Genomic DNA, 25,635 nt, shown 5'->3' with positions numbered 1-25,635 from the left:
CTGGGAGTCCTCCCCGGGGCCGGCAGCCCCCGCTGGTGCGGTCAGCGCAGCGCCGCGGGCTCCTGTACCGGAGGCACCGGCTGGGTCTCCTGCGCAGGCGGCTCCTTGGAGAGCGCCCCCGGCCACCACATCCTCCGCCCCAGCGCCACGCTGGCCGAGGTGACCAGGTAGGTCCGCACGAGGAAGGTGTCAAGCAGCACGCCCACCGCGATGACGAAGCCGAGCTCCACCAGCGACACCAGCGGCATGTTGGTCAGCACCGAGAAGGTCGCCGCCAGCACCAGCCCGGCCGAGGCGATGACGCCACCGGTGGTGCGCAGCGCCTTGAGGGCTGCCGCCTCGGGCGCCAGGCCGGACAGCGACTCCTCACGCATCCGGTGCATCAGGAAGATGCTGTAGTCGACGCCGAGCGCCACCAGGAAGACGAAGGACAGCAACGGCAGCGCCGGGTCGTTGCCCTGGAAGCCGAGGACCGGCTCGAAGACCAGCCCGCCGATGCCGAGCGACGCGCCCCACACGGCGACCACGGCGCCCACCAGGAGCAGCGGGGCGACGAGGCTGCGCAGCAGGACGATCAGGATGAGCAGGACGGAGCCCAGGACGAGCGGCACGATGACGTTGCGGTCGCTGGCGTTGGTGTCCTTGAGATCGATCAGTTGTGCGCTGGGTCCGCCCACGTAACCGCCGAGTTCCGTCACCGTCCCTGAACGCAGGGCGTGGATCGTGGCGGTCTCGCCGGGGGACTCGGGCGGGGCGGTGGCGATCACCGCGATCTCGGCCCAGCCCGCGCCGGTGCGGCGGGTTTCGGCACTGGCCACGCCGTCCGTGTCGTTGATCTCTTCCAGGGCCTGGTCGGCCCTGCCGGCCGGCACGATCACCTCGATGGGCTGGCTGCTGCGCTCGGGGTAGGCGGCGGCCAGGGTCTGCGTCGCGGCGATCGACTCCGGGGTGTTGGTGAAGGAGTTCTCGTTCTTCAGGCTGCCCTGCAGGTTGAGGGCGCCCAGAGCCACAGCGCCGAGCACCACCGCGCCGGCGACCAGCGTGGTGACCGGCCGGCGGCCGGCCGAGCCGGCCATGGCCGAGAACATCGACCGCCGCTGTTTCGGTTCGCTGCCGAAGGCCGGGACCAGCGGCCAGAACGCCCGGCGGCCCAGGAGGACCAGCAGTGCGGGCAGCAGGGTCATCATGGCCAGCAGCGCGCTGAGCACACCGACGGTGCCCAGCGGGCCCATGCCGCGGCTGCTGTTCAGGTCGGCTGCCAGCAGACAGAGCAGGCCGGCGGCGACGGTGCCGGACGAGGCCAGGATCGCGGGGCCGCAGCCGCGCAGAGCGGCGCGCATGGCGTCGTGGGGCCGCTCGACACGGCGGAGTTCCTCGCGGTATCGGGAGACCAGCAGCAGTGCGTAGTCGGTCCCCGCACCGAAGACCAGGATGGTCATCACGCCGTTGTTCGCACCGGTGATGGTGGTGCCGAACCACTCGTGCAGGCCGTAGGCCGCTGCCATCGCGATGAAGTTGGCGGCGCCGGCGGTGAGCAGGGGCACGAGCCAGAGCAGGGGGCTGCGGTAGATGAGGATGAGCAGGACGGCGACCACCGCCACGGTGGTGTAGAGCAGCGGGCCGTCCAGCGACTTGAAGACCTCGCTCGAATCGGCCTGCAGTCCACCGGGCCCGCCCACCTCGGCCGTCATCCCGTCCGTGCCCTGGACGGTCTCGCGGACGTCGTCGACCAGGGCGTTCCTGGCCTCGGTGTCCTGACCGGGCGCGGTGGTGGACACGGGGTACATCAGCGTGGCGCCGTCCCGGGAGGGGATGGCCCGCGGGCGCGCGGTGAGCTCGTGCGCGGCGGCGATCTCGTCGATCTGCCCGGCGGCGGTGCGTCGGTCGCCGTCCGTCAGCCCGCCGTCGCGGTGGTACACCACGACCAGATCCGTGGACTCGCCGCCTGGCAGCCTGTCCTGGATCTTCGCGACCTGCGTGGAGTCGGCGCTCGCCGGCAGATAGTCGACGGCCCGGTTCTGCTGTACGTCAGCGAGCTTCCCGGCCAGCGGCGAGGCGAGCACCAGCACCACCAGCCACACCGCAAGCAGGACCCAGGGCACGAACCGCCCCCGGTGTGCCGCCCGCTTCCCCTGTTCGGCCCGCATGGGCCACCCCTCTCCCTCGGATTCCGGGTCATGACCAGCCTTCCGGTACCAGGAGGTCGGACTCGTCGCTCCGACGACCGAAGTGGCCCGTACTGCCAGGGGTGTCCCTGGCGGGGCAGTACTCCCGGGGGAGTAGCGCCCACGAGCGGACCGGCGATGTCGGCACCGAGGGCCGGGGGCGTTCCGGCACGGGCGCGGCACACCCGGGGCCGGACCGGCCGTGGGGACGCACGGCCCCCCTCACGTGTGTGGGGATCAGGTGGTGGAAGCGGGTCCGGGCGGCAGGTGGACCGTCATGATCAGGTGGCAGGGTCCGGTTCCCGAGCCGCGGTAGGTGTGTGAGGTGTCGCCGTCGAAGGTGGCGGTCTGTCCGGCCTCGACGGTGTGCTCCGTGCCGTCGACGACCAGGGCCATGCGGCCGGCGGTGACGCTGACGGTCTCCACGACCCCGGCCTGGTGGGGGTGGCTGGGGTACTCCTCGTCCGGTTCCAGGCACCAGCGCCACACCTCGACGGGGGCTGGCCCCGAGGTCGTCAGCATGAGCCGGGCCTCGCTGCCCCGTTCCCCCGTCCACAGCGGTGCCACGGCGTCGGCGGCCACGATGCGGACCCGCCCTTCGGGTGGCCCCTGCATCAGTGCGGACACCGAGACGCCCAGGGCGTCGGCCAGCCGGACCAGGGTGGCCAGGTTGGGGTTCCCCTGGGCCTTCTCCAGCCCCACCAGGGCGCCCTTGCTGACCTGGGCGCGCCGGCTGAGCTCGTCCAGGGACAGACCCGCGCGGATGCGGGCCGCCCGAACGTTGTGCGCGACCGTCCGTAGGGCTGCGGCTGTTTCTGCCACCTGATCACGTCCTCACTACCGGGCCACTTCAATGAACCATGCGGTCGTTTGGTTGACCTGCGCGGTCGTTACGTCGTACCATCTGGTCGTTCTGCTGGAATGGTAAGGGACGCGCTGTGATCGCTTTGCTGCTGGCACTGGGCAGCTCGCTCGTCTACGGGTGCGCGGACTTCCTCGGCGGGCTCGGCGCCCGCAAGGCCCATGTGCTGCGCACCGTGATGGTCGCCGCCCCGGCCAGCCTCGCGGTCGAGCTGCTGCTCTGGCCGGTGCTCGGCGCCTCGTTCAGCACCGGAGCCCTCGGCTGGGGCGCGGCGTCGGGCATCGCCTCGGCTGCCGCGTTCGCCCTGCTCTACCGCACCCTGGCGATCGGCCCGATGAACGTGCTGTCGCCCGTGACCGCCCTGGTGTCCGCAGCCCTGCCCGTCGGCGTGGGCCTGTTGCAGGGCGAGCACCTGGCCGTCACCGGACTGGTGGGCCTGCCCCTCGCGCTGGTGGCGGTGGTCCTGGTCAGCGCCGGACACGGCGCCGGGGCGGCGCGCCCCTCACGTTCCGCGCTGCTGCTGGCCTTCGGCGCGGGCGCCGCCATCGCCCTACAGTTGGTCTTCCTGCACCAGGCGCCCACCGACAGCGGGGTGGCCCCGCTCATCGTCGGCCGGGCGGTCTCCTCGGCCGTCACCCTGACCGCGGCCGGGTTGCTGCACAGCAGGCTCGGCCCCGAGCGGCCCGCCCACGCGATGTCGGCCGCCGCGGGCGTGCTGGACTCCGTGGCGAACCTGCTCTTCCTGCTCGCCGCCCGCAACGGGGACCTCGCCGTCGTCGCCGTGATCACCGCTCTCTACCCGGCCGGCACGGTGCTGCTCGCCCGCTGCGTGCTCGCCGAACGCATCCACCGCGGCCAGCTCGTCGGCCTCGGCGCCGCCGCCGTCGCCGTCAGCCTCCTCGCCCTCACCTGAGCAACCCGCCGACGCCACACCAATCCCCTCACCGGCGACCAACCGTCACCGGACTCGCCCCGGGGGCCGGCACACCGCACGCCGCCGCGCCCTGCGACATGACGTCAGGGCCCTGGGTAGTCCGTGGACGGCGTTGCCGGAACCGTTCGTCCCCCGGGTCGTGAGGCCGACGTCTGGTGGTCACCGCTCGCACCCACCGACCACTCACGAGCAGTTCCCGAGATCACTGACGGGCCCCCACCCGCTTCACCGTTTCGGCGATGACGTTGGTCTCGGCACGCGCGATGCCCAGCGGCCCGAGGACGTTGGCGGTGAAGTCGTAGAGCGCTTGCAGGTCGGGACAGTAGAGCGCCGCCACCAGGTTGGCCGGGCCGGTGGTGGCCGCGACGGCGTGCGTGTACGGATGAGCGGCGAGCGCCTGACCAGCCCCGTGGAGGTGGGCCGGCGGGACCTCGAGCCACAGGTTGGCGTCGATGGCCAGTCCGAGCAGGCGCGGGTTGATGGTGACGTGTGTGCGCAGCATCCCGCCCTCCGACAGGTGACGCAGGCGCCGTCGGACGGTGCTCTCGGAAGCGCCCGTGCGTTGGGCCAGGGCGGTGTGGGGGAGACGGGCGTCCTCGGCGAGCAGGTCGAGCAGCCGAAGGTCCAGGCGGTCGGGCGTGTGCGCTGTCGTGTTCTGCGAGCGCGGAGCCAGAGCGGCGGCCTCGCCTGGCGTGAGCGCGTCGGTCCGCCAGTCGGCCGCGTCGGCGAAGGTGTGCAGGACGCTGTGCGCGGTGGTCGAGGTGATGGCGCCCGTGGCCGGAAGCTGGTGGAAGAGCAGCCGGTCGCGGTCGGCGGGGCCCGCGGTGACGAGGACGTCGATCTCCTCACCGCCCACCACGATGTCGACGGATCCCACGTCCGGGCGCCTGGCGAACGAGTCAGCAATGGCTCGGAGTCTGCCGCGCAGGACCCGTACACGCAGCAGTGTTGCGCCGACACTCTGCTCCGCCACCACGGTGCGGACGACCGTGAGGACACGCGCGTCGCGCATGCGTGTGAGGCGGCGGGCAACCGTGCGGGCGGAAACGCCCAGGACGGTCGCGATCCGGGAGGTCTCCGCCCGCCCGTCGACTTGGAGGGCCCCCACGATGCGCCGATCCAGACCATCAAGGGAGACGACCGAATCCGCCGTGTGCGCGCTGCCCGAGTCCTGCATCCGTCACCCTCGCCGCCCTCCAGGGCCTCCAACCCCTCCCGAATGCTACCCCTGAGGCGAAATGCTCCACCGAGGGGAGAAACAACCATGAGCCATCAGCACCTGCTGCCGCAGGTCGTCCGGATCGCGCGCGAGGTCGGCGACTACGTACAGGAGCACCGCCCCGCCGGGACGGGCGGCGACATGGCGTCGGTCATGCGAACGTTCGCCACGGTCGACGAGCCCGCCGGTGCACTGCTGCGCCAGCGTCTCGCCGCGGTGCGACCGCAGGCCGCGTGGAGCGAGGACGAGATCGGCACGACGGTCCCGGAACGCGGCGAGGTCTGGGTGTGTGACGCGGTGGACGGCGCGGTCCAGTACCTGCGGCACCTGCCCCACTGGGGCGTCACGATCACCCTGGTTGCCGACGGTGCGCCCGTGCTCGCGGTGCTGTGGGCGCCCCGGCTCGACATGCTCTACACCGCGGTGAAAGGCCACGGGGCCTTCCTCAACGGGCGCCGGATCACGACGTCCGCGAAGGAACTCCCCGCGGCACTGGCCTGCACGAGTCAGCCGCCGTTCAACCTGGAACCGGAACGGGCGGGTACATCGCTCACCGCGATGCTGCGCCACACGCTGGCCGTCCGCAACCTTGGCCCGACAGCCCTCCAGGTCGCTCAGGTGGGTTCCGGGCACGTGGATGTCTTCTGGGAGTACGGCCATGACGCCAACAACCTCCTGCCGGGCTCACTGATCGCCCGGGAAGGAGGAGCGCTCGTCACCAACGCGGACGGGGACCCGTGGACCGCGTCCTCGTCCAGCTTCGTCGCTGCCGCACCCGCACTGCACCCGGCCGTCCTCGCGGTCCTCTCCGACCACCGGGCGGGCGGTGGCAACCCATCCTGACTCCACCCGCTCGGAGGCTGTGTCCGGCAGCTCCCCTACCGCGCCGTCCTCCTGGTTCTCGCCGGGCGCGGTGACCGCGAGGTCGTGGAGCCGGTCGCCGCTGGTGTCCAGGAGGTGGACGGCGAGGCCGAACTGGTCCCCGGACTCGACGCTCCCAGGCATGCCCGCGGTGCCCTGGTGGAAGGACGCGGCGAGCATGGGGTCGCAGGACACCGATTCTCCCTTGACCAGGACGACCCTGCCGCCGTTGACGGAGGACCCGATGTCCTCGCCGGGGACACCGACGCCGATGTCCGCGTAACCGTCCCCATTGACGTCGGCGACGGCGATGGAGGAGCCGAAGCCGACGTCAAGATCGTCATAGGAGAGGTTGGTGGGGTTGCCGGCGGTGGCCGTCCTTTTCCCGATCTGTGCGCCTCATGTGACATCAGTTCGCGTCCTGGTCGTGCAGCAGATCAAGCGCCGATGGCGCAGGTCATGTCAGGATGCTCGGCATGTCTGGTCGCGCACTGAGCTTCGGAGTGGTGGCGGAGTCCTACGAACGCTACCGGCCGGGGTACCCCGTGGAGCTGTTCGACGTGGTGAGGGCCTATGTGGGCCATCCGCTGCGGACCGTCCTCGAGATCGGCGCTGGGACAGGCAAAGCAACCCGCCTGTTCGCCCAGCGCGGGGTCATGGTCACCGCGACGGACCCTGATGGGGCCATGCTTGACGAGCTGCGGAAACACGTGCCGGCGGACGTCAGGACGGTGCGGGCTGCCTTCGAGGACGTGCAGCCGGGCGAGCGGTACGGGCTGGTCCTCGCGGCGGCAGCGCTGCACTGGACGAACCCGGAGGGCCGGTGGTCACGGATGGCCGCGCTACTGGAGCCGGGTGGCGTGTTCGCCTCATGTGGAGGGGCGATCCAACTGGCTGACCCAGCCGTGGAGGAAGCTGTTCGCGCGGCACGAGCACCATTCCTGGAAAGCGATGGGATCCCGTCCCCGGACGGGACGTCTCCGGATCACCCCATGCAGTGGCCGGGCACAGAACTCCAACGGGCGCAGTGGTTCACCGGTGTTCAACAGTCCGTGATCGAACGACGCTTGACGATGAGTGCCCGCGACTACGTTGGCTATCTCTCCACCGTCTCGGCCTATCTCGTCCTGCCGGCCCCGGAGCGAGAGCAGGTGCTCCGCCAGATCATGCGGGTTCTGCCGGACAGGATCGAGGTGGCCGCCGACATCACCGTCCACCTCGCACGTCGGCGCCACGAGGAACCCGATCCCCCGGCCGGCTCCGCCCGGACCGGTTGACGCGCCAGCCGACACAGCCGCGGGCAGCCCACTCCTCCGAGCACGGTGGCACGCTCATCTCCCGGTACCTCCGCCACAGCGGAGTTCGAGGCCGCGGCTCACAAGGACGCAGTGGAGTGCGGAGTCCTCCGGCGGGGTCCCAACGGCGTCAAGGCCTGACAGGCACCCCCTATCCGAGAACCCTGGGCTGGTCCATCACCCAGAGCCAGGTGCCATCAGGTTGTCGGCGGGCGACCTCCACCGTGGCTCCACCACCTGGCAGACGCACCGAGGTCAGGGCCAGGTCCCCGTTCCGGAGCGTGGGCTGCTGCTCCCCCGGAGTGAACACCGGCCTGTCCAGTACAAGTTGCTCGTACGCCTGACGGATCTCCTGGCTGCCTGTGGCGACTCTGCCATCCGGCAGGGCAAGCACCGCGTCCGGCTCGTACAGCGCCACCAGCCCGTCCACATCCGCTGCATTGAGCCGATCCACAACGAACCGACTCAGGTCCTCAGGCTGCACAGCCCGTTCACGCGATCCAGAACCAGTCATCATCCCATCTCCCTGCCAGGTCGGCCCCAGGGTTCCCTGGATGCTGTGATCATGGCAGGAGAGTCTGACGGTCCAGGGCGTGCACGACCAGACCCCAGTGATCAACAAGGAGGCGGTCGCCGGCAGCACCGGTACGCGGGCGGCCGGTTACCTACTCCCCTTCCGCCTGGAGCGTTGTGGACGCGACCGGACAGGGTGCCCCACGGGCCCCGACGGGCGTCCGGCCCGTCCAGGACTGCAGGACGGGCCGGACAGCGACTCACCGGTTGAGCACCAGGCCGAATCTGGCGCCGGGTGAGTTCACCCCGAGCCGGGGCGGGTCGAAGGACTGGCTCCCGACGGCGGTGAGTCCGTTGGCGGTGCCGGGCAGCCGCCAGACCGCGCCGTCCTTCGCGTTCTCATAGGGCGCGGTGACAGCGAGGTCCCCGAACCCGTCCCGGTTCGCGTCGTACAGCCGCACGGTGTGCCCGAACTGGTCGCCTAACTCACTGTCACCGAGACCGCAAGCGTACTGGCTCAGAGTGGTCACCTGCCCCGGGTCGGGCCCGTCGGGACCGCCGAACCCGTCGGAGTCGCCCCACCAGATCTGGGCCCTGCCGGTCTCGTCGTCCATGTACGGCATGCCGAGGACCAGGTCCTCGTACCCGTCGTGGTTGATGTCCCCGAAGTCGCCGGCGCTGCCCAGGCCGAACTCCCACCAGACGACCTGGAACTCGTCATTGACCTGCGTGAACAGTGCGGTGTAGGCCGTCTGGCCGAAGACGACCAGCTCGTCGCGGCCGTCGCCGTTCGCGTCGCCGCTGGTCCCGCTCATGATGGTCTTGTGGTGGAAGGGCCCCAGGTCATAGGCGTAGATGTGATCGATCTTCGCGTCCCCGGCCTTGGTGATGTCCGAGGCGAGCCACACGTCGGTGTAGCCCGCGACCGCCACATCCGGCTTGCCGTCGCCGGTGAACCGGCCGACGACCACGGTGCGACCGAATTCGCCCGGGGAGGAGTCCGACGAGCGCCCAGTGAGCGTTCGGGAGCCGGTGGGCCCGTTGGCGCCGCCCCAGATCACCGAGACCGACCCCTGATCGGGCCCCTCGCTGATGTCCTCGCCCGGGGAACCGACGACGAGGTCGGCGTAGCCGTCACCATCCAGGTCCCCGCTGCTGATCGAGGTGCCGAACTTGTCACTGGTCTCGGCCGCGCCGGGTATGAAGGAGCTGTCCTGCGTGATGACGGTTCGCCGCGCCGGGTCGATGCCCTGGGGCGTGCCGTAGCTGATGACCACCGAGCCGGCCGCGGCACGGCCGTTCACGGTGGCGTCAGGGGTGCCGATGGCCAGGTCGCGGTAGCCATCGCCGTTGAAGTCGTCGCCCGCCCGTGCCTCTGATCCGCTCTGGCGGGTGGCCTGGTCCGCATGTGCCGGGACCTGTACCGCGAGGACGGACAGCAGGCAGGCAGCCGCGGTTGCGGCCACTGCATGGGTTCTGTGTCTCAAGGTTCTCCAATCCGTGGTGAATCGGGAACGTGACCACTGGACGGGAGGAAAGGTTGTGGCTGGTTCGATCCACATGTGGCCGGACTTCGCCCACGAGGCCGTCCCTGCCCAGGCTGGGCGCGTCAGGAAGGCGCCGAACGAATCCGGGGGGCAGAAGGGCCGGATCGCGGCACCAGACGCCGGCGGCGACCGTCCTACGTGCCTGCCGGGACACCCGCCCGGGCCCGCCCGCGCGGCGCTGCCGCGATGCGGTCGTGAACCCTCCGGCTGGATCGGCTGCTCCCCGTGCCGTGCGCCCAGCGTCCCCGGGACGCTCTGGTGCCGCTTCCGCGTGGAGCTGTTCGACCACCGTCCACGTGGCCAGTCCGCCCGGCCACGCCAGGGGGTGCCCGGCTCTCCTGCGCCAACGCCAGCAGTCCTACCTGTCCGGCCGCCGCGCTCCACCGCCACCCCGCCGGAGCCCTCCCGCCGACTCCGGCGTGCCTAGCTGCCCCCGCCGCTCTTCCGCACCCCTCGGGCCGGGTCCCGGCCCCACGGGACCGGGGCGCGGCCCGAGCCGCCGACTCCAACGCAGTGGGAGACTTCAGAACCGCGAAGCCCTCGGCCGACCGGGCATTTTCCACGGCCTCAGAGCATGAGCAGCAGCCGCGTGTTCGGCACGAGCTTCCGGTTGACGCTGGTGCTCTGCACGAAAATCGTGAAGTCGTCGTTGTGGTCCGGCTTGACGCGAACTTCCACGTCCGGCAAGCCGAGCAGGGCTCGGGCCTCGGGCCCCGTGTAAACCCGGTCCGTCTTCTTCTCCAGCACCGCGATCTGCTTCTGTGCCTGGATCTTCTCCGACTTGCTCAGCTGGTAGAACGCGCCACCAGTACGGTAAGTGTGCCCGCATTCTATGACCCAGTCGCGGATCGCCGCGTCACGAGCCACCGGGATCAGCTGGTACTGCGACGGATTCACCGGGGTGAGGCCGGCCGCCTTGATGGTGTCCTTGTTGACCGCGTCCGCACCCGTGGAGAATACCGCCCGCGATCCCCGAATACCCTGGGCGCGGCCCATCATGAACTTTTCCGTGGCCTGCTGGATGACCTGCCCGGCCTCCTCCAGACCCTGTGTGCTCGTGGCGTCCCAGATGGCGATGTTGTCCTTCGGGAAACCGCACCGCATGGCCTCGCGCTTGCCCATCTGGTCAGGCACGAGGACGGCCAGCGTCCAGTTGTCCTCCTGCTTCTTGATCATTGTGGCCACGGCATCAACGAGTTCACGCGGGTCCCTGGTCGGGGCATCCGGGCAGCGATGGCTTGCGTTCTCCTGCCCGTCAGTGAGGACGAACGTCAGGAAGCTGTGGTCGCCGTACAGCTGAGCGGTCTGAGCCAACTCCCGCTGTGACTTCAGTGCGGCCGCCAGCAGGGCCGTCATTCCGCCGACCCGATACAGCTGCTTCAGCGACGGCATCCGCAGCACGTCCTTGTCGTAGATGACGCACTCCACCTTGTCCGCGAAGACGTACACCGTGACGCGTGTTTCCTGGTCCAGTTCCCTCGACCGGCGGGCAAGATAGGCAATCTGCTGGTCGGCGACTTCGACGGCCTTTCGGCTCAGGTGCGACATCGACGAACTGGCGTCCAGCACAAGGGCAACGTGATTGATGTAGTTCTGGTTCCCGGTCATGACCGCTCCCCCTCATTCCGACTTGATGCACCTACCATCTCACCCACCACTGACAATCGATCTCGGCTCCCGGACCGGAGGAAGGACTCACCGGCCAGGGGCCTCGGCGGCACGGGACAGCACGGGACTTCGAGCGCCGTGAGCACCGGGGCGCTGCGTGCACTGGCGCGTCTGGCAGGTCGAGCGGTCGGCCGGTCGCGTCCGTCCCGCCCGGCCGGTGCCCAGCGCCGAGACGGCGGCGAGTTGTTCGGCGCAGGAGCCCGTCTCGTTGGCCCGGACGGAAACCGTCGAGGGTCTCTGCTGGAGGTGAGGTCGTCGTGAACAGCGCGCGGACGGCGGCAAGTCCGCTGCTCGGGAAACGCCATGACGGTGGCCGTACGACGCACGGAGCGAAGCAACTGTGGGTTGCCCCGGAGATGCTTCCGGGGCAACCCACAGGGTGGGAGCGGTGTGGGGTCACTCCAGGCCGAAGGCCCGCTTGACGGTCTGGTCGATGGTGTTGCCCGACGACGCGTCCGTTGCCTGGGTCCGCAGGGTTACGTAGCCCGATGTCGCGGTGACGCGGGGAAGGTTCAGCGTGCCGGTGAGCTCGCCGGTCTTGCGGGAGGGGGCGAGTGCGACGGGGGACCAGGTGGCGCCGTCGTCGTAGGACGCCCAGGTCTTGACGCCGGTGACCTTGCCGTCGGTGCTCGGCAGCGTGGCTCGGACGGTGATCGCCTGCTTCTTGCCTGCCTTGACCCGGTTGTGCAGGTTGACGGCCACGTCGTAAGTCAGCCTGGGCATCGGGATGTGGGAGATGACCCCCGTCCTGGTGATGTTGATGGTCCACTCCGTCGTGAGCGACGATGAGAACTCCCAACCCGGGGCGTCACGGTCGATCTTCTGCACCGCCCGGTAGGTACCCGGTTCGAGATCGACGTAGAAGGTCTTGTAGAAGTAGTTGTCGGTGCGACCGACTTCGTTGTCTCCGCGGTAGAGGACCACGGACATCCTGTCGTTCCACCCCGGGGCCGGCCGGTGCCACGGCTCGCCGTCCGGGAACGGTTCGGCGCCGATGGAGAGGTAGTCACCGACTGCCGAGGAGTAGCCCTGGTCCAACCAGGTGTCACCGCGGGTGGGGTTGGCCACCTGTTTGAACCAGTTGACCTTGTGCCGCTCTCCCGCCTTGAAGGTGCGCCAACCACGGTCGAACGTGGCGATGCCGTTGGAACCGGTGATCTCGGCACCCGTCCAGTACCGGGCGTTGGGGTCGGCGGTGACGTACTCCTGGTGCGGGGCGCCCAGTCGGATCGGGACCGTGGTGGTGGCGAAGTAGGGGAGTCCGGCCCGGCCGAATGCCTGGTGCAGGTTGCCGGCCTGCTGGGCGTGGGCGTAGTAGTCGGCGTCGATGCGCGCCGTGTTGGTCTCGTCGGCGACGAACTTCAGACCGTCCTGCGGGATCGACCTGACCGTGTGGACGAGGTCGTACTGGAACGGGCTGTAGGGGGTGCCCTTCAGCTCGATGCGGAGGTCGCCGAGGGCGGCCCGTGCGGCGAGTTGCTCGCCCTGTTCCCCGTACAGCGCGAAGGACGGTACGGCGGTGGAGCCGGCAGCGGCGACGAGACGGCCAGGGGTGTTGTTGGCGACCGCCACGGTGGCCGCCCCGTGCTCGGCCGCGGTGTCGATCTGCTCGGAGATCGGGACGTCGGGGGACCGGGTGACCAGGACGATCTTCTCGCGCGCGTTGATCCCGCGGTATTCGGCGGGAGTTCCGGTCCCGGCATCAACGACCTCGAGTGTGCGCTCGCCGCTGAACTGTTTGGCGCCGTCCAGTTGGGTCGGGGTGAGGCTGAGCGGCTTGTCCGCTTCCACCTTCGCGGTCAGGACGGGAGCCGTGAGGGAGGAGTCGAGGACGAACTCGTCGTTGCTGCCGCCCGGTGAGGGCAGCGTGGAGACGCGCTTGATGTCACCGGGAAGCAGCGTCATGTAGCCGTTGTAGTTGAACGCGCCACCTCGCCACTCGGTGGCGTGACCGGTGTCCACCGTGACCGGGGTTGCCTTGCGGGCATCGAGAGTGATGGTGACGTCGCGGTCGACGGTCAGCGATGAGTCGAAGGCTGCCGTCGCCTCCTCGGTCCAGGAGCGAGAGGCGTCAGGCGTGAAGATGTTCGCGTACATCATGTACTCGCCTGGTTCCACCCGCAGACGTGCTGTGCCCTCGGCGTTGAACGTCGAGGACGCCCCGTACCCCGTCGCGAACAGCCTCACCTGGCTGGGGCCGCCGGCGGCGGCGCCGTCGCCGCCGATGCCGGTGATGGTGACGTCGTACATCAGCTTCTCCATGAGGAAGGAGAGGGGGAAGAACACGGCAGTGCCGTCCTCCGCCGTGGCCGACACTCGGCCGCTGTAGTACGTGTTCCGCGCCAGCAGGTTCGGGTCGACACTGATGGTGACATCGGCGGACGTGCCGGCGGGCACCGTGACCGAGGTGCTTGACGCGGTCACCGCGTCGTCCGGCATTCTCTCCCCGCTGGCGTTGACCCCGTCGTCGTCAATGGTGAACGTGCGGTCGCTGTCGGATGAGTTGTGCAGGGTGAGCTCACGCCTGACTGGCTCGTAGTCACCGGCCTCGGCGTAGCGGATGGCCCCGAGGTTCACGGCTGCGGGCGTGCCGTATGCCTTCTGGGACACGGCACGGGTGAGGTCGACGCGGCCCACGCCGCCTTCGGCAACCTGGTAGCTGCCTGCTTTGGCGGTGGTGACCAGGGCGGCCTTGAGTTCGCGGGCGGACCACGTCGGGTGCTGCTGCTTGAGGATGGCGGCGGCCCCAGCGACGTGCGGGGTGGCCATTGAGGTGCCGTTCGCAGAGGTGTAGTGGTCGTTGACGGGGGTGCCCATGCTGGTACCCGCCGCCCGGGCCGCCACGATGCTGACCCCCGGGGCCGAGATTTCGGGCTTGACCGCGAAGTCGCCGCTGCGAGGCCCGCGGGTGGAGAAGGTGGCGAGCGCGTCCGCCTTCGACACGGCGCCGACGGTGAGTGCCTCGCTTGCGGACGCGGGGCTGCCGATGGTCCGACGGCCGGTGTTGCCCGCAGCAACCACGAACAGGGTGTCCGTCTCTTCGGTGAGCTCATCGATGGTCGCGCTGAGGGGGCCGCTGCCGTCGTCCGGGACGTCGCTGCCCAGACTCATGTTGACCACATCGGCACCGTTCCCAGCCGCCCACTCCAAACCGGCGATGACCGAGCTGAACGTGCCGGAGCCATCGTCGCCGAGCACCTTGCCGATCATCAGGTCGACACCGGGCGCGACTCCGCTGTGGCCGTTGCCCGCGCCGCTCCCGCCGACGGTCGCAGCGACATGGGTGCCGTGGCCGACGCGGTCGAAGGCGTCCTTACTCGCGCTGAAGTTCTTGGTTTGGGAGATCCGGCCCTCGAGGTCGGGGTGCGTGGCATCGACGCCGGTGTCGAGTACGGCGACGGTGACACCCTTGCCGTCGAATCCGGCCTTCCAGGCGTCGGGTGCACCGATCTGGGGAACCGACTCGGCGAGGTCCACCGAGACCTTGCCGTCGAGCCAGATCCGGTCGACCCCCCGCGCACGCAAGTCGGCCGCGCTGTCGTAGTTGGCCCAAAAACCCCTCGTCCCACTCTTGGGCACGGTGACCGCCAGCGCGTTGATGCTCTTGAGCGCACGGCCTCCTTGCGCCCGCGCGGGCATCGCCGGCGCCTTGGCGCTGTCCTGGTTGTCGACAATGACGGGAATCAACTTGGATATGCCATATCCGTTGCTCATCAACGTGTCGATGTTGAACAAATCGCGGTCGATGCGGCCGCTGTTGACACCCTCCTGAGCGGCGGACGGGAGGGCGTAGGTGTGGCCGTCCTCCTCGTAGAGCGACACGATGCCGTGCGAGGGCCCGGATTTGTCCGCGCTGACCGCCTTGTGGTCCCCGTCGATACTGCGCACGGTGAGAACATCGCCGGTGATCAGCGTGATCTGCGCCGACGTCGGGCCGGCTTGTGGGGCGGAGCCGGGTTTCACTGGCTGACCGGCGGGTTCAGGTTCCGCAACGGCTGGTTCCGCCAGGACTGCTCCTGCGACTACCGCGGCAACTGCCGCGAACACGGCACCTGCCCTGAGCCGTCTCAGGTGTCTCATAGAGAACTCCTCCTTCGGGCCGGACCAGGGCTGGACACCCCCGCCCGGTTACCGGAGGATGCTTTCCCACGTGTCCGGTGCATGACCAGGCAGGTGGGCGGTCAACAAGCGGACTCTGTCCGTATGAGGAAAGGCCCGTGATGCCCCAGGAGTTGTCAGCACTGGCCGGTCTCGGCATGCCGGACGGCACAGAGGCGATCTACCTCGCCCTCCTCGACCGGGGGACGGCCACAACGACGGACCTCGCCCTTGACACCGGGCACACGCCCGAGTCGGCGACCGTGATCCTCGACTGGTTGCGCGCACAAGGCTTGGCCCTGCGCGCAAACGTTCTGGCAGCGGCCGGGGACACCGGCGCCGGGTGGACCGCGGCCGACCCCGATCGCGCCCTTCGGGAGCTGGTCCTCAAACACGAGACAGAGTTGCTCCAGATCCGTGGTTCACTGCCACACCTGCACGAGCGATACCGCCGTTCCCTGCGCACCGACGACGGCGACCGCTGCTTCGACCAGTTGGACACCTGGGAGGACGTCGGGCACCGGTACCACCAACTCCTGCGTGACGCCCGTGGCGAGATCCTCATGTGGGACACCGCTCCCTACATCACCGGTGAGATCGGCAGCATGGAGAGGGCCGCACTTCTACGCGGAGTGGGCTTCCGGCAGCTCTGTGACCCCGACGGTCTGACGTCCGACGTGAGCGCCGAGCGCAGTTCGATCAACGGACTCCAGGCCCGCATCCATCCCGAGCTGCCCTTCAGAGGGGCGATCGCGGACCGAACGGCCGCAGTGATCACGCTGGACCGCGAACCCCAGAACACCAAGGCACTGTTCGTGCGTTCCTCTCCGCTCCTTGACGGCCTGGTGATGCTGTTCGAGGTCTCCTGGAGCCGGGCCGTGCCCATGAGCGGCACCACCGTTGGGCTGAGCGAGGAGGAACGGAAGGTCTTGACCCTGCTTGCCGCCGGGATGAAGGACGAGGCGATCGCCAGGCAGCTCGACATCACCACCCGAACCGTGCGTCGGCGCGTGCAGAACCTCCTCACCGCACTCCAGGCGAGAAGCCGCTTCCACGCAGGCGTGGAAGCCACACGGCGAGGTTGGGTCTGATCTTGACCTTCCCTGCGGCCGTGGGGTCGGCGTGGTGAGCCGCTGGCCTGCGGCGCTGCGGTCTCCGCCTTGCCCTGCTGGCCTGCCGGAAGCTGGTCCTGCCGTGGGCTTGCCGTTGGGGGACCGGGGTTGTTCGTTGTCTTCTCGTGGTCCTCAGCGTCACTGCCCAACTGCCGACCTGGCCCGATCGGCGATCCATGGCTGCTGGGCGCCTGCTGCCGGCAGGCCCCTCGCGCGTTGGTTCGCTGGCTGCGTGCCGTGGATCGGGCCTGACCTGGAACGGAAGAACGCCCTGCCGGCTTCCCACGCGGATCTCGCAACGGGGCCCTGGCCCCCAGGGCCGTGGCCACGGCCGGCTGTACGCTGCCAGCGCCCGAGGCCGGAAGAACCTGGGCCACTACAGCAGCACCCGGCCGCGGTGTCCTACCGCGAGCTGGCGACGGCTGACTGGTTCTGGTTGCCGAGGTCACCTGCTGGCTGTGGCCCGACGCGCCTCAGGGTGGCGCTGCGTCGCCCCGGTCACGCCGTGACTGCTGGTTCGTACGAGGGCTGTAACAGACGCGGGATGCTGGCGAACCGGCTTCCCCACACGGCGACAATAACGAGGTTGCTTGCACGCGGACCGGTTCTGGGCCGGTCACGGGGGAAAAGGGAACGGGATGAACTCGAGGACAGCCAGGGACGGTTCACCGCGTGCAGGCCTGCGTGGCGCTGTCCTGGGCGCGGCCGTGGTCGCGGTTCTGCTGACGACCACCGCCTGCCAGGACGACGACCAGGCCGCCGCGCCGCCGACCGCGGCTCCCTCGGGCTCCGCGTCGGCCGGCGGGGGCACGCCGCAGACCACCGCGCCCGCGGGCGACTCCGGGACCGACAGCAGCCCGATGGCCACCGAGACCGAGGACAGCGGCGAGACCGGCGGCGGTAACGGCACGTCGTATGCGGACTGCGAGGCGGACGGGCTCACCACCGCGGTTGAGCTCCAAGACGAGCCTGGGGAAACCCCCCGCCACTTCCTGCTGACCGTCACCAACGGCGCGAGGACGCCGTGCGTCCTCAACGACGCGCCGCAGGTGCGGCTCAAGGCCGGCAACGACGCCCCGATCGTCGAGACGCTCGGGGAGCCGGACACCGAACCCGTCATCGTCGAGGGAGGCGGCAAGGCCTACGCCGGCCTGTACGTCTTCGGGAACGACGAGGGAGGCGAGGCGGAGTACGACCAGTCCGACCGCTTCACCGCGACCCTGGTCGCCGGCGAGGGCACCGAGCTGAGCGGCACGCTCATCTTCGACCTGCCCGACGGCCTCGACACGGTCTCCGTCGATGACGCGGCGCGGGTGAACGGCTGGGCCGGTACCGAGGGGCTTGCGATGCGCCCGATCACCCAGCTCTGAGGAGCGGCGCGGCGACTGCCGACCCCACCGCTGGGGGCCGCGGTCCGGGGGGTTCCGTGTCGGGCTTCGAAGTTCGGGGAAGTTGGAGGGTGTCCGGTTGATGCTGTGGGTGGTCGGGTTGATGGATCGGGTTCTGTATCCGGCCCGGCACGTCAAGGGCGGCGATGCCGTCTTGGGCGAAGGTGGGTAAGGCCGTAGCCGCCGACGCCAGCACTCGCGCCGTCCGGGCTTGGAGCCGGCACGGACACCGAACTGCACCGAAGGAGTCGTGACCGATGAGCACCCCCACTGCCCCGCCCCCGCGGTGGCCGGTCCCCGCCGCCGCGCCCAGCCATGACCCGGTGCTGTTCGCGCGGGCGATGCGGGACATGCGCCTGACCTGGCGTGCCCGTGGTGTCTTGGCCGAACTCGCCACCGGCTACACCCCCGGGCAGGAGCCCACGGTCAGTGAACTGGTCTCCCTGACCCGCGACGAGCGCCTGGCCGCCGAGGGCCGCGAGGCCTTCCGCAAAGCGGTCCGCGAGCTGCGCAGCCTTGGTTACCTCTCACCCGAGGCCACCACGCCCTCGGGTGTGGGCGAGCGCCTGGTCGTGGACCTCGCCCCGGCTGCAGCCGCCCGCATGATCCCGCGGCGCCACGGCCGCAGCTCGTTCACGGACGGGAACTGACGGGTGGGCGGAGATCCAGACGCTGTCGAGCGGGGTTGAGCAGGAGGCGTTCACCCGCCAGCCGCCCAGGGCTTCAAGGTCCGCATCAACTTTCCGGTGGGGTAGCTGAAGACCACCAAGCTCGTTGCGGTGGAGGTCGGGGTCAGCCAGCGCTCGGTGGAGCGTTGCCGCACCGGCGACCGCGAACCACCCGCCCAAGCCCATCGTCGACCGGATCGAGACGGCTGGTACCCACCCGCCGGCCTCCGCCCGCCGCCTGTTCGACGCCCAGCAACAGGGTGCCACCGACCAGCAGATGCGGGACATCGTCGCCGGAGGACTGCGGGAGTTCACGTCAAGGGCGGCGGACGCCGCGCCACGGCCCCAGGTCGCTCTCACCGGCAGCGGCTACTTCGACGTCTCCTACTGACCGGGCAAGGGGTCCAGCGGCCGCCCGCCGCCGTGAGTCGAAGCAAGCGGGTTGCCACACAGGCAGGCTTGTGGTCACCCGCGGGGCCGCGAGCCGTGGTGATCGCCTTGACCTGCTGCTCGGCGGGGGCGTCGAAACGGCGTGGGGGTCCGGCAGCAGGAGAAGTCGTCCGTGTGTCCGCGGTGTGTGGTGGGCAGGTGCGAGCTGAGTGCGGCGCTGTTGGCGCTCAGCTGTAGTAGGCGATCTTCTCGTCAAGGACGTTCATGGCCCGGCGCAGCGCCGCCACCTGCTTCTCCAGGGCCGTACGGCGTTCGAGGAGGAAGGCGACCCGGTCCTCGGGAGGGTGTTCGGCGCGCAGGATGGCGACGAATCCACGCAGGTCCGCGATGCCGAGGCCGGCCTCGCGGAAACACGTGACCAGGCCGATCCAGAAAAGGTCGTCCTCGGTGTACTCCCTGCGCCCGCCGGCGGTACGCCGGATCGGGCCGATGAGCCCTTCGCGTTCGTAGTAGCGCAGCGTGTCGATGGAGACGCCCGTGCGGTCGGCGGCCGCTGCCGGGGTGAGGGTGGTCATGGAACTCCTTGGAACCGCCGCTACCGCGCTTCGGCGAAACGCGCCAGATGCTCGTCAGTGAGCCGCACATGGCGTGCGGCGAGTGCTTGCTCGATCTGCCCCACCTGGCTCGCGCCGACGATGGGGTCGATGCCCTGCCGCATCAGCCATGCGAGGACGACCTGGTTCGCAGTGGCCGAGAGCTCGCCGGCGATCTCCTCCAGGACTGCGAGCACTCGGGCGGTCCCGGGGTGATCATAGGCTTCCGGTATTGGTTTATCCGCGCGCACGTACGAACCCCACAGCAGCGAGCTGTATGACCACACGGAGAGTCCTTCCGACCTCGCGAGGTCCAGGTCCTCGGCGGCGAGCATCCGGTGGCCGGCCTCCGGTACGGAAGTGAGCGGGCGTGGCTGGACGAGTGAGTAGCGCAACTGCAGGGCGGTCCACGGCTCCACTCCCCGCTCCCGCGCGAGCGACCGGGCATGCGCGACGCGCCAGGCGGCATGGTTCGCAGCCCCGACCCGCAGGGCCACCCCCTCGGTGACCAACTCGCCGAAGGCGCCGACCGTTTCCTCCAGCGGCACGGTGCGGTCCTCAGCGTGGGCCCAGAGCAGGTCCACGTGATCGACGCCGAGCCGGCCCAGGCTTTCCTTCACGCCGGCCCGGATGGCGCGGGCGGACAGCCCCTCGGCGCTTTCCGGCCAGGAGTGCGGGACCAGCGGGTTCTGTCGGACCTTGGTTGCGATCCGCACCGCGTCGCGTTTCCCTGGGCGGGCCCGCAGCCACGAGCCGATGAGGCGCTCGCTCGCGCCGCCGATGCCACGGGGGTCGGTCCAGAAGGAGTAGCAGTTCGCGGTGTCGAGCCAGACCCCGCCGCCGGCGACGAAGGAGTCGAGGATCGCGAAGGCCCGGTCAGGGTCGACGCGGGTGCCGAAGTCCATCGTTCCGAGGATGATCTGGCGATTGGTGGTGTTCATGCCCTCCATGCTCGGATCTGGAGCGCGCTCCAGGTCAAGAGTCCGTGGTGGCAAACGGTCCGGGACGCGGTCTTTGGGACCCGGCGCCGCCGTGGCGACGCTGCGTCGGTGGTAGCCCTGACAAGCGGCGTACCGAACAGGGCGCAGGGGTTGCCGGACACGGAGGTCGTGCAGTCCGGGTGGCCGGCTGAGCGCTGGACTTGGTGACAACAGCAACGTTGTCCGTACCGCTGGTGACAAGTAGCAGGCCGACCCGAGGACAACCGCAGTGCTTCACCATGCCCGCTGTCGTCCGCTTGCATGTCACCGCATGGTGCCAGGCGTGGTGTCCTTCCGCCGGCCACCGGCCGGTGGTGTGCTCGCGTAACGGCCCGCTGCCGCCGAGACCGTCCCGTGGCGGGCCTCCCGCCGGCGCGTCGCCACCAGCCGATGGCATTGCCGGCTGCCGGGCTCAGTGGCCATGGTCGGTTTCCGACGGTGCCGGCGTCCGACCCGCCCCTTACGGGCTGTCGCTGCCCAGTAAGGGGCGGTGCTGCCGCCGGGCTGCCGAGGGCCACCACCGATCACGACGATCGATGGGCACCTTCGCCCGCGCACGTGCGGACTTCCCCACCCATCGTGGCCTGCCCCTTCCAACCGATCAGGACGAACGGCTCGCAGCCGAGCGGCGCAAGCGCCGCATCGACGCAGAACAGGTCAACACGGCCGTAGCGGGCGGTGATCTTGTTCCGCTGCTTCTTGTCGGCCATCTCGACCAGTTCGTTCACCAGCTTCGTCACCAACGTGCAGCGGATTCGGTAGCCCTTCATGGCGACCTCCATGCCCAGACGATGAGCGTGTGGGTCTTGCCGGTACCGCAGTCGTCAAGGGTGGTGTCTGGTGCGAGGTTTCACCCGCCCCAGGGGCCTGATCGGCTCCCACCGGGCCAACCGACTTCCCTGCCGGCTGCTGGCACTTAGGGCGTGTTTCGAAGTGCTGTGAGCGGCGGCGTGTCGTGACTTGGACGTAGCGAGGTCTCCGGTAGAGGGTTCATCGACCAAGAAGAACCAGACAGCGGAGACCTCGTGGCCACCCTAGCGGTGACGAGGCGGTTCGACCTGTCCGACGCTGAATGGGCGGTCCTGGAGTCGTTGACACCCGCGGAAGGGCGATTGTGTATGTGAGGTCGTCGGGTCCGTCCCACAGGAGGCCGAGGTTCTGTCCCTTGTCCACCTGGGACTTCTCCGGGCGGAAGTCGGTCGGGACCTGCGCGGCCTTCTCGAGTGCGGCGAGCCTGACGGGGCGGGTCGTGCGCCCCCGAGAGCTGCCCTCGGCGTCCTGGTTCACCCGCAGCAGGACCGGGCCCTCCTGGTCGGAGAACTGCCGGGAGGCATGTCGACCTCCTTGGTGTCCTTCGCCGTGAAGGCGCCAAGGGGGCCAGAGGAGCCAAGTGTGCCGCGCGTCGGGTCCCAGTCGAACGTCGGGTTCGCTCCGCCGGCGAACAGTTTCTCGGGGTGATCTCCGGTGTGATCACCGCGTGGTCGGACGTCAGGGCACCCGTGCCGGAGCCGAAGGGCACCTCCACCTCGGTGGAGTGCCATTTCACGTGGTACGTGTTGGGATTGGAGACCAGTACGTGCACCGTTCCCACGGCTGGTGTCCCGGTCCGGGACGCCAACGGGGCGGGGTCTGCGACGACGTCGTAGCTCAGTGAGGCCATGATCGAGCTTTCCTGTTCCGGTGATCCTGTGACACGGGCGCGCACGCGACACGAGCTTCCTCGGCAACGGGGGCCCGGCGTCCTCGAAGAGAGGGTCGAGGGGTCGGGCCGCCGGCGACGGGTCTCGGGGTTAGACGCTGCCGGTGCCCGACGGCCAAGCGGCCCACCGAACGTGTCGCGAAGGCGTCGGGAACCGTCGCGTTTCCGCGACAGCAGCCGGCGGGCACTGGGCCCCGATCGCCAGCCCGGGCGCAATCGTCTCGAGTCCGGCACCGCGGCCCAGACGCGAACCGTGAACCCTCCCGACGCACGACCCCCCTCCCGCCCCAGAACCCGCCGAACAGCGGCTTCGGCCTGCCCCGCGCTGGACGTCACCGTCGCTGCCCGAATCCCTCTCCCACCGAACGACCTCGAGAACACGAGCACCCCGGAGCTCTGACCGGCGGCCTACGGGTCCGAACAGCGCCCTGAGGCAGGCCGAAGGGCCCGTGCTCCTGGTTGAGCCGCAAGTTCGGCCTGACGGCCGACACCCGCCCCGGAGAACTGAGGCTCGGAGGGGGTTTGTTGGTGTACCGGGCGCTGGCTGGCCTGGGGTGCTGTGGGTGTGTTGAGAGGTCGGGTGGGCGGTTCGAGCGGGGTGGGCTGGGTGTGTGAGTAGCCGCACCGCCTGGTCGCCATGGCACTACCGCCTTGTCTCTCTTTCAGAGCCCTACTGAGGCTTCGATAGTCCACATTCAGGGGAACATTTGTTTGATGCGCTGAATATCGACTAAGAGAGGACACCCCCGCCATGTCCGCTCAACCCTCGCGCCGTTCCTGGCGACGCCCGTTGGTCGTTGCCGCCGTGGCAGCCGCGTTAGCCGTCCCTTCGGCGGCTGTCGCCACCGACACCTCGTCCACCGTCACCGATTGGAGCGATCGAACTGCTGTGCAGGTGCTGGACGACACCTATTATCAGGACGCGGTCGGCAAGACCGGCCCGGAACTGAAAGCGGCCCTGCACACGATCATCCGCAAGCAGAGCACGTTGTCGTACTCCCAGGTCTGGGACGCCCTGCGGAGCACGGACGAGGACCCGAACAACCCGGCCAACGTGATCCTCCTGTACACCGGTCGGTCCCAGTCCAAGACGGCCAACGGCGGCGACGCCGACGACTGGAACCGCGAGCACGTCTGGGCCAAGTCGCACGGTGACTTCGGCACCGTCACAGGCCCGGGCACCGACATCCACCACCTGCGGCCCACTGACGTGTCGGTGAACAGCACCCGCGGCAACAAGGACTTCGACAACGGTGGCCAGCAGCTGTCCGAAGCGCCGGGCAACTACACCGACAGCGACTCCTTCGAACCCCGCGACGCGGTCAAGGGCGACGTCGCCCGCATGATCCTCTACATGGCGGTCCGCTACGACGGCGACGATGGGTTCGCCGACCTCGAACCCAACGACCAGGTGAACAACGGATCAGCCCCCGCCATCGGCCGACTGTCAGTCCTGAAGCAGTGGAGCCTGCAGGACCCGCCCGACGCCTTCGAGGAGCATCGCAACCAGGTCATATACGACCAGTACCAGCACAACCGCAACCCGTTCATCGACCACCCCGAGTGGGTCGACGCCATCTGGTGATCAGCCACGAAGACCCCGCCTCGTCGAGCCTATCCGGTTCAGTGCAGAGCAGCCCCCGGGACATCGGGGGTGCTCTGCACTGAACCAGCTCGTTGCCGGAGTTCTCGCCCCGGCTCCTGGACCAGCTCGCCGCTCTTGGAAGATGGGTGCCAGGGGACGGACGAGGAGCAACTGCGGCCGCCGGCGGCCCAACACGGGTTTCTCCCAAGACGCACCTTGGGAGAAACCAGCAGGCCATGGCGGCGCTCATCTTTTCAGGCGAGGAAAGTTATCCACCGGGTGATCAGGAAATCACATCGGTGGTCATTTGCGATCAGTGGGCGCAAGGGCTTCGCTGATGCCGCGTGGCACGTGCCTGTGGCGCGCTCATGCAAATGCACGTGCGAGATCTTGTCTGGGTGTCGGTCGGGTTTCGTGACCCGAGCGGACAAAGATCAGACTTGGTGACCATGTGGATGGCGTGCCGTGTAATCGTTCGGATACCGTCCGAGACGGACGCGCGCAGAAAACCCCGGCGGGTCGCCCAACCAGCACCAGGGTCTTTTTCGGTATTTCGAAGATCAAGAGATAAGGGCTATACCCGTGGCTCTTGACCGGGCAGCGGGACGGCCACAGAAGCCGCCACACTGTCTGAACCTACCATCGCTTGCTTGGACTCTTCGGAAACCTCGCGGACGCCTGCGAGCCTGTGGTAGCTCCCCTCGGGGACGTTCCAGGGCCGCATCCGCTTGGCTGTGTGCTTCCCGCTGTGGTTGAGCAGGGGGATACCACCGATGAGTACAAACCCTGGGCGTGCAACGATGTGCGCCCACCGCGGGGTCACCTTCACCCAGCCTTCCAGGCTAAGAAGGCGAGGAATAGTAAAGACTTGTGGACCGGCTGTCACATAACCCGAGCAACGCCACTGCTGGGGGACTCGCCGTAGTCCTGGATCGGTCGCCGACGGTGCTGGCCTACATTCCACCCGCGCTCAACCCGGCAACCATGCTGATCTGGGCCCAGCCTGTTTCGGGTCAGCTTGAGCGCTCGACGCGCGCGAGCCACTCAGCGAGGAGGGTGCGCAGGAGTTCCGGTTGCTCGTGGGGTAGGGCGTGTCCCGCGTCGTCGACCACGGCGAGCGAGGCGTGCGGGTATTCGTCGACGAGGTCAGCAGCGGCGGCATACCCGACCGTCGAGTCCTGCCGCCCCGCCACGACCACTGTCGGACCCGCGTAAGCCGGCGCGTGATCGGGGGTGAGCGCCCACCGTTCACCGATTCGCCCGAGCGCTGCCTGGTCGACGAGCGCGGCAGCTGGGGCGACGTAACGTTCGTACCGTTCGAGCATCTCCGGGGTTTGGATCACGAAGTAGCTCCGGAAGACGTCGTCACCGATCTCACCCGATCCAGCGACGACGCGGTGCTCTGGGACATCGCGCAGACCTGGCAGCAACGGACAGACGAGCGCCAGACCAGCGACCTGCGCCGGGCGCCTCGCGGCCATCGCCTGCGCGTAGTACGCGCCCGCCGAGTGACCGATGAGGAGGTGCGCCCCGCCAATGACCTCGTCGGTGAAGTTGAGCAGCGTATCGAGGACATCGTCGGCGCTGCGCAGCGTTTCGGGAGCGATTGTCCAGCCCATTCCAGGGAGGTCAGGATAGATCCGCCGCAGCCCCGCAACGCCGTCGAAAACCGGCTCGAAGCAAGCCTCAGCCTCGCGGTGGTCGACGCCGGCGCCATGGAGTACCAGCACGGGTCGACCGGTCCCGTGCTCCACGTAGTGGACCACGACCTGGCCCACTCGGATCTCCATCCTCGCAAGCTACCGCGCAGTGGGCGTCGCGGCAACGCAAGGAGTAACTGTCACGATTTGCAGGTCGGTTGAGGTGTGTCACGCTGCGACGGGTTCCTCGGGGCGTTCGACGAGGTGACCGTTCTCGAAGCGGGCGCCGGCCCAGATGAGGGCGACGAGGTGGGTTGCGGTCACAGCTCGCGATCCTGTCGTGGGGTGCTTTGGGTACTCGGTCGTGGCCCGGCGTTGCGGACATGGCATCAGCCGGTATCGCCCGCGTCCTCGGCAT

Annotated in this window: 18 protein-coding genes and 2 pseudogenes; 8 read left to right on the top strand and 12 right to left on the bottom strand. The window is 69.2% G+C overall.

The annotated features are described in order from the left end of the window. Positions 1–41 precede the first annotated feature (41 nt). The gene (locus A3IG_RS0111660; protein WP_018383747.1) at positions 42–2,147 is read right to left on the bottom strand and encodes an MMPL family transporter; all 2,106 of its coding nucleotides are present in this window, start codon (positions 2,145–2,147) and stop codon (positions 42–44) included. Between the two features lie 255 nt (positions 2,148–2,402). Further along, the gene (locus A3IG_RS0111655) at positions 2,403–2,987 is read right to left on the bottom strand and encodes a helix-turn-helix domain-containing protein (protein WP_018383746.1); all 585 of its coding nucleotides are present in this window, start codon (positions 2,985–2,987) and stop codon (positions 2,403–2,405) included. Positions 2,988–3,103: 116 nt separating this feature from the next. Between A3IG_RS0111655 and A3IG_RS0111650 the strand changes: the two genes are divergently transcribed. Continuing rightward, entirely contained in the window at positions 3,104–3,940 is an 837-nt protein-coding gene (locus A3IG_RS0111650) for an EamA family transporter (RefSeq protein ID WP_018383745.1), read from the top strand. A gap of 223 nt (positions 3,941–4,163) precedes the next feature. On the opposite strand, the gene A3IG_RS0111645 is transcribed toward A3IG_RS0111650, so the two are convergent. Further along, positions 4,164–5,138 carry an AsnC family transcriptional regulator gene (locus tag A3IG_RS0111645; protein WP_018383744.1) on the bottom strand — a complete coding sequence of 325 codons (975 nt, stop codon included), beginning with the start codon at positions 5,136–5,138 and terminating at the stop codon, positions 4,164–4,166. An 87-nt stretch (positions 5,139–5,225) separates the two neighbouring features. Here A3IG_RS0111645 and A3IG_RS0111640 point away from each other — a divergent pair, with 87 nt between their 5' ends. Next, the gene (locus tag A3IG_RS0111640) at positions 5,226–6,023 is read left to right on the top strand and encodes an inositol monophosphatase family protein (protein ID WP_018383743.1); all 798 of its coding nucleotides are present in this window, start codon (positions 5,226–5,228) and stop codon (positions 6,021–6,023) included. 48 nt (positions 6,024–6,071) lie between these two features. On the opposite strand, the pseudogene A3IG_RS35955 reads toward A3IG_RS0111640, so the two are convergent. Further along, positions 6,072–6,314: pseudogene (locus A3IG_RS35955) on the bottom strand (FG-GAP-like repeat-containing protein); the annotation flags it as partial. 203 nt (positions 6,315–6,517) lie between these two features. Here A3IG_RS35955 and A3IG_RS0111630 point away from each other — a divergent pair. Beyond that, a complete protein-coding gene (locus A3IG_RS0111630) occupies positions 6,518–7,318 on the top strand; it encodes a class I SAM-dependent methyltransferase (RefSeq protein ID WP_040911281.1) in 801 nt (266 codons plus the stop codon). Positions 7,319–7,487: 169 nt separating this feature from the next. On the opposite strand, the gene A3IG_RS0111625 is transcribed toward A3IG_RS0111630, so the two are convergent. The 4 genes from A3IG_RS0111625 to A3IG_RS0111610 form a co-directional block, all read right to left on the bottom strand. Further along, positions 7,488–7,850 carry a YybH family protein gene (locus A3IG_RS0111625; protein ID WP_026220167.1) on the bottom strand — a complete coding sequence of 121 codons (363 nt, stop codon included), beginning with the start codon at positions 7,848–7,850 and terminating at the stop codon, positions 7,488–7,490. Between the two features lie 259 nt (positions 7,851–8,109). Then, complete coding sequence (locus A3IG_RS29390) at positions 8,110–9,315, bottom strand: FG-GAP-like repeat-containing protein (RefSeq protein ID WP_018383739.1); 1,206 nt, start codon at positions 9,313–9,315, stop codon at positions 8,110–8,112. Between the two features lie 648 nt (positions 9,316–9,963). Continuing rightward, positions 9,964–11,004 carry a vWA domain-containing protein gene (locus tag A3IG_RS0111615; protein ID WP_018383738.1) on the bottom strand — a complete coding sequence of 347 codons (1,041 nt, stop codon included), beginning with the start codon at positions 11,002–11,004 and terminating at the stop codon, positions 9,964–9,966. Positions 11,005–11,460: 456 nt separating this feature from the next. Then, entirely contained in the window at positions 11,461–14,952 is a 3,492-nt protein-coding gene (locus A3IG_RS0111610; RefSeq protein WP_158676905.1) for a S8 family peptidase, read from the bottom strand. Between the two features lie 332 nt (positions 14,953–15,284). Here A3IG_RS0111610 and A3IG_RS0111605 point away from each other — a divergent pair, with 332 nt between their 5' ends. The 4 genes from A3IG_RS0111605 to A3IG_RS35850 all read left to right on the top strand — a co-directional run bounded on the left by A3IG_RS0111605 (position 15,285) and on the right by A3IG_RS35850 (position 18,721). Further along, complete coding sequence (locus A3IG_RS0111605; protein ID WP_026220166.1) at positions 15,285–16,253, top strand: helix-turn-helix transcriptional regulator; 969 nt, start codon at positions 15,285–15,287, stop codon at positions 16,251–16,253. 659 nt (positions 16,254–16,912) lie between these two features. After that, the gene (locus A3IG_RS0111600; RefSeq protein ID WP_018383735.1) at positions 16,913–17,644 is read left to right on the top strand and encodes a DUF4232 domain-containing protein; all 732 of its coding nucleotides are present in this window, start codon (positions 16,913–16,915) and stop codon (positions 17,642–17,644) included. 275 nt (positions 17,645–17,919) lie between these two features. Further along, complete coding sequence (locus A3IG_RS0111590) at positions 17,920–18,312, top strand: hypothetical protein (protein WP_018383733.1); 393 nt, start codon at positions 17,920–17,922, stop codon at positions 18,310–18,312. Positions 18,313–18,436: 124 nt separating this feature from the next. Then, positions 18,437–18,721 (top strand): hypothetical protein, encoded by a 285-nt coding sequence (locus tag A3IG_RS35850; RefSeq protein WP_018383732.1) that lies wholly within the window; start codon positions 18,437–18,439, stop codon positions 18,719–18,721. A gap of 226 nt (positions 18,722–18,947) precedes the next feature. On the opposite strand, the gene A3IG_RS0111580 is transcribed toward A3IG_RS35850, so the two are convergent. From A3IG_RS0111580 to A3IG_RS33615, 3 genes and pseudogenes are all read right to left on the bottom strand, one after another. Continuing rightward, positions 18,948–19,295, bottom strand: a complete 348-nt coding sequence (locus tag A3IG_RS0111580; RefSeq protein ID WP_018383731.1) for a MerR family transcriptional regulator — start codon at positions 19,293–19,295, stop codon at positions 18,948–18,950. Positions 19,296–19,315: 20 nt separating this feature from the next. Continuing rightward, positions 19,316–20,254, bottom strand: coding sequence for an aldo/keto reductase (locus A3IG_RS0111575; protein WP_018383730.1), 939 nt, complete (start codon positions 20,252–20,254; stop codon positions 19,316–19,318). A 680-nt stretch (positions 20,255–20,934) separates the two neighbouring features. After that, a pseudogene (locus A3IG_RS33615) lies at positions 20,935–21,116 on the bottom strand (ATP-binding protein); the annotation flags it as partial. A gap of 1,627 nt (positions 21,117–22,743) precedes the next feature. Between A3IG_RS33615 and A3IG_RS0111565 the strand changes: the two are divergent. After that, the gene (locus tag A3IG_RS0111565; protein WP_026220165.1) at positions 22,744–23,577 is read left to right on the top strand and encodes an endonuclease I family protein; all 834 of its coding nucleotides are present in this window, start codon (positions 22,744–22,746) and stop codon (positions 23,575–23,577) included. Positions 23,578–24,590: 1,013 nt separating this feature from the next. Here the strand turns inward: A3IG_RS0111565 and A3IG_RS0111560 are convergent. Then, complete coding sequence (locus A3IG_RS0111560) at positions 24,591–25,367, bottom strand: alpha/beta fold hydrolase (RefSeq protein ID WP_026220164.1); 777 nt, start codon at positions 25,365–25,367, stop codon at positions 24,591–24,593. Between the last annotated feature and the right edge of the window lie 268 nt (positions 25,368–25,635).

It is taken from the genome of Wenjunlia vitaminophila DSM 41686 (assembly GCF_000380165.1).
GTDB lineage: Bacteria > Actinomycetota > Actinomycetes > Streptomycetales > Streptomycetaceae > Wenjunlia > Wenjunlia vitaminophila.
This window is presented reverse-complemented; position numbering and strand designations above follow the sequence as displayed.

Excerpts from the sequence above, each read along its gene's own strand:
- A3IG_RS0111630 (WP_040911281.1), top strand. The coding sequence starts at position 6,518 with ATGTCTGGTCGCGCACTGAGCTTCGGAGTGGTGGCGGAGTCCTACGAA.
- A3IG_RS0111615 (WP_018383738.1), bottom strand. The coding sequence starts at position 11,004 with ATGACCGGGAACCAGAACTACATCAATCACGTTGCCCTTGTGCTGGAC.
- A3IG_RS0111590 (WP_018383733.1), top strand. The coding sequence starts at position 17,920 with ATGAGCACCCCCACTGCCCCGCCCCCGCGGTGGCCGGTCCCCGCCGCC.
- A3IG_RS0111600 (WP_018383735.1), top strand. The coding sequence starts at position 16,913 with ATGAACTCGAGGACAGCCAGGGACGGTTCACCGCGTGCAGGCCTGCGT.
- A3IG_RS0111560 (WP_026220164.1), bottom strand. The coding sequence starts at position 25,367 with ATGGAGATCCGAGTGGGCCAGGTCGTGGTCCACTACGTGGAGCACGGG.
- A3IG_RS0111645 (WP_018383744.1), bottom strand. The coding sequence starts at position 5,138 with ATGCAGGACTCGGGCAGCGCGCACACGGCGGATTCGGTCGTCTCCCTT.
- A3IG_RS0111605 (WP_026220166.1), top strand. The coding sequence starts at position 15,285 with ATGCCCCAGGAGTTGTCAGCACTGGCCGGTCTCGGCATGCCGGACGGC.
- A3IG_RS0111575 (WP_018383730.1), bottom strand. The coding sequence starts at position 20,254 with ATGAACACCACCAATCGCCAGATCATCCTCGGAACGATGGACTTCGGC.
- A3IG_RS0111660 (WP_018383747.1), bottom strand. The coding sequence starts at position 2,147 with ATGCGGGCCGAACAGGGGAAGCGGGCGGCACACCGGGGGCGGTTCGTG.
- A3IG_RS0111565 (WP_026220165.1), top strand. The coding sequence starts at position 22,744 with ATGTCCGCTCAACCCTCGCGCCGTTCCTGGCGACGCCCGTTGGTCGTT.
- A3IG_RS0111640 (WP_018383743.1), top strand. The coding sequence starts at position 5,226 with ATGAGCCATCAGCACCTGCTGCCGCAGGTCGTCCGGATCGCGCGCGAG.
- A3IG_RS0111625 (WP_026220167.1), bottom strand. The coding sequence starts at position 7,850 with ATGACTGGTTCTGGATCGCGTGAACGGGCTGTGCAGCCTGAGGACCTG.
- A3IG_RS0111580 (WP_018383731.1), bottom strand. The coding sequence starts at position 19,295 with ATGACCACCCTCACCCCGGCAGCGGCCGCCGACCGCACGGGCGTCTCC.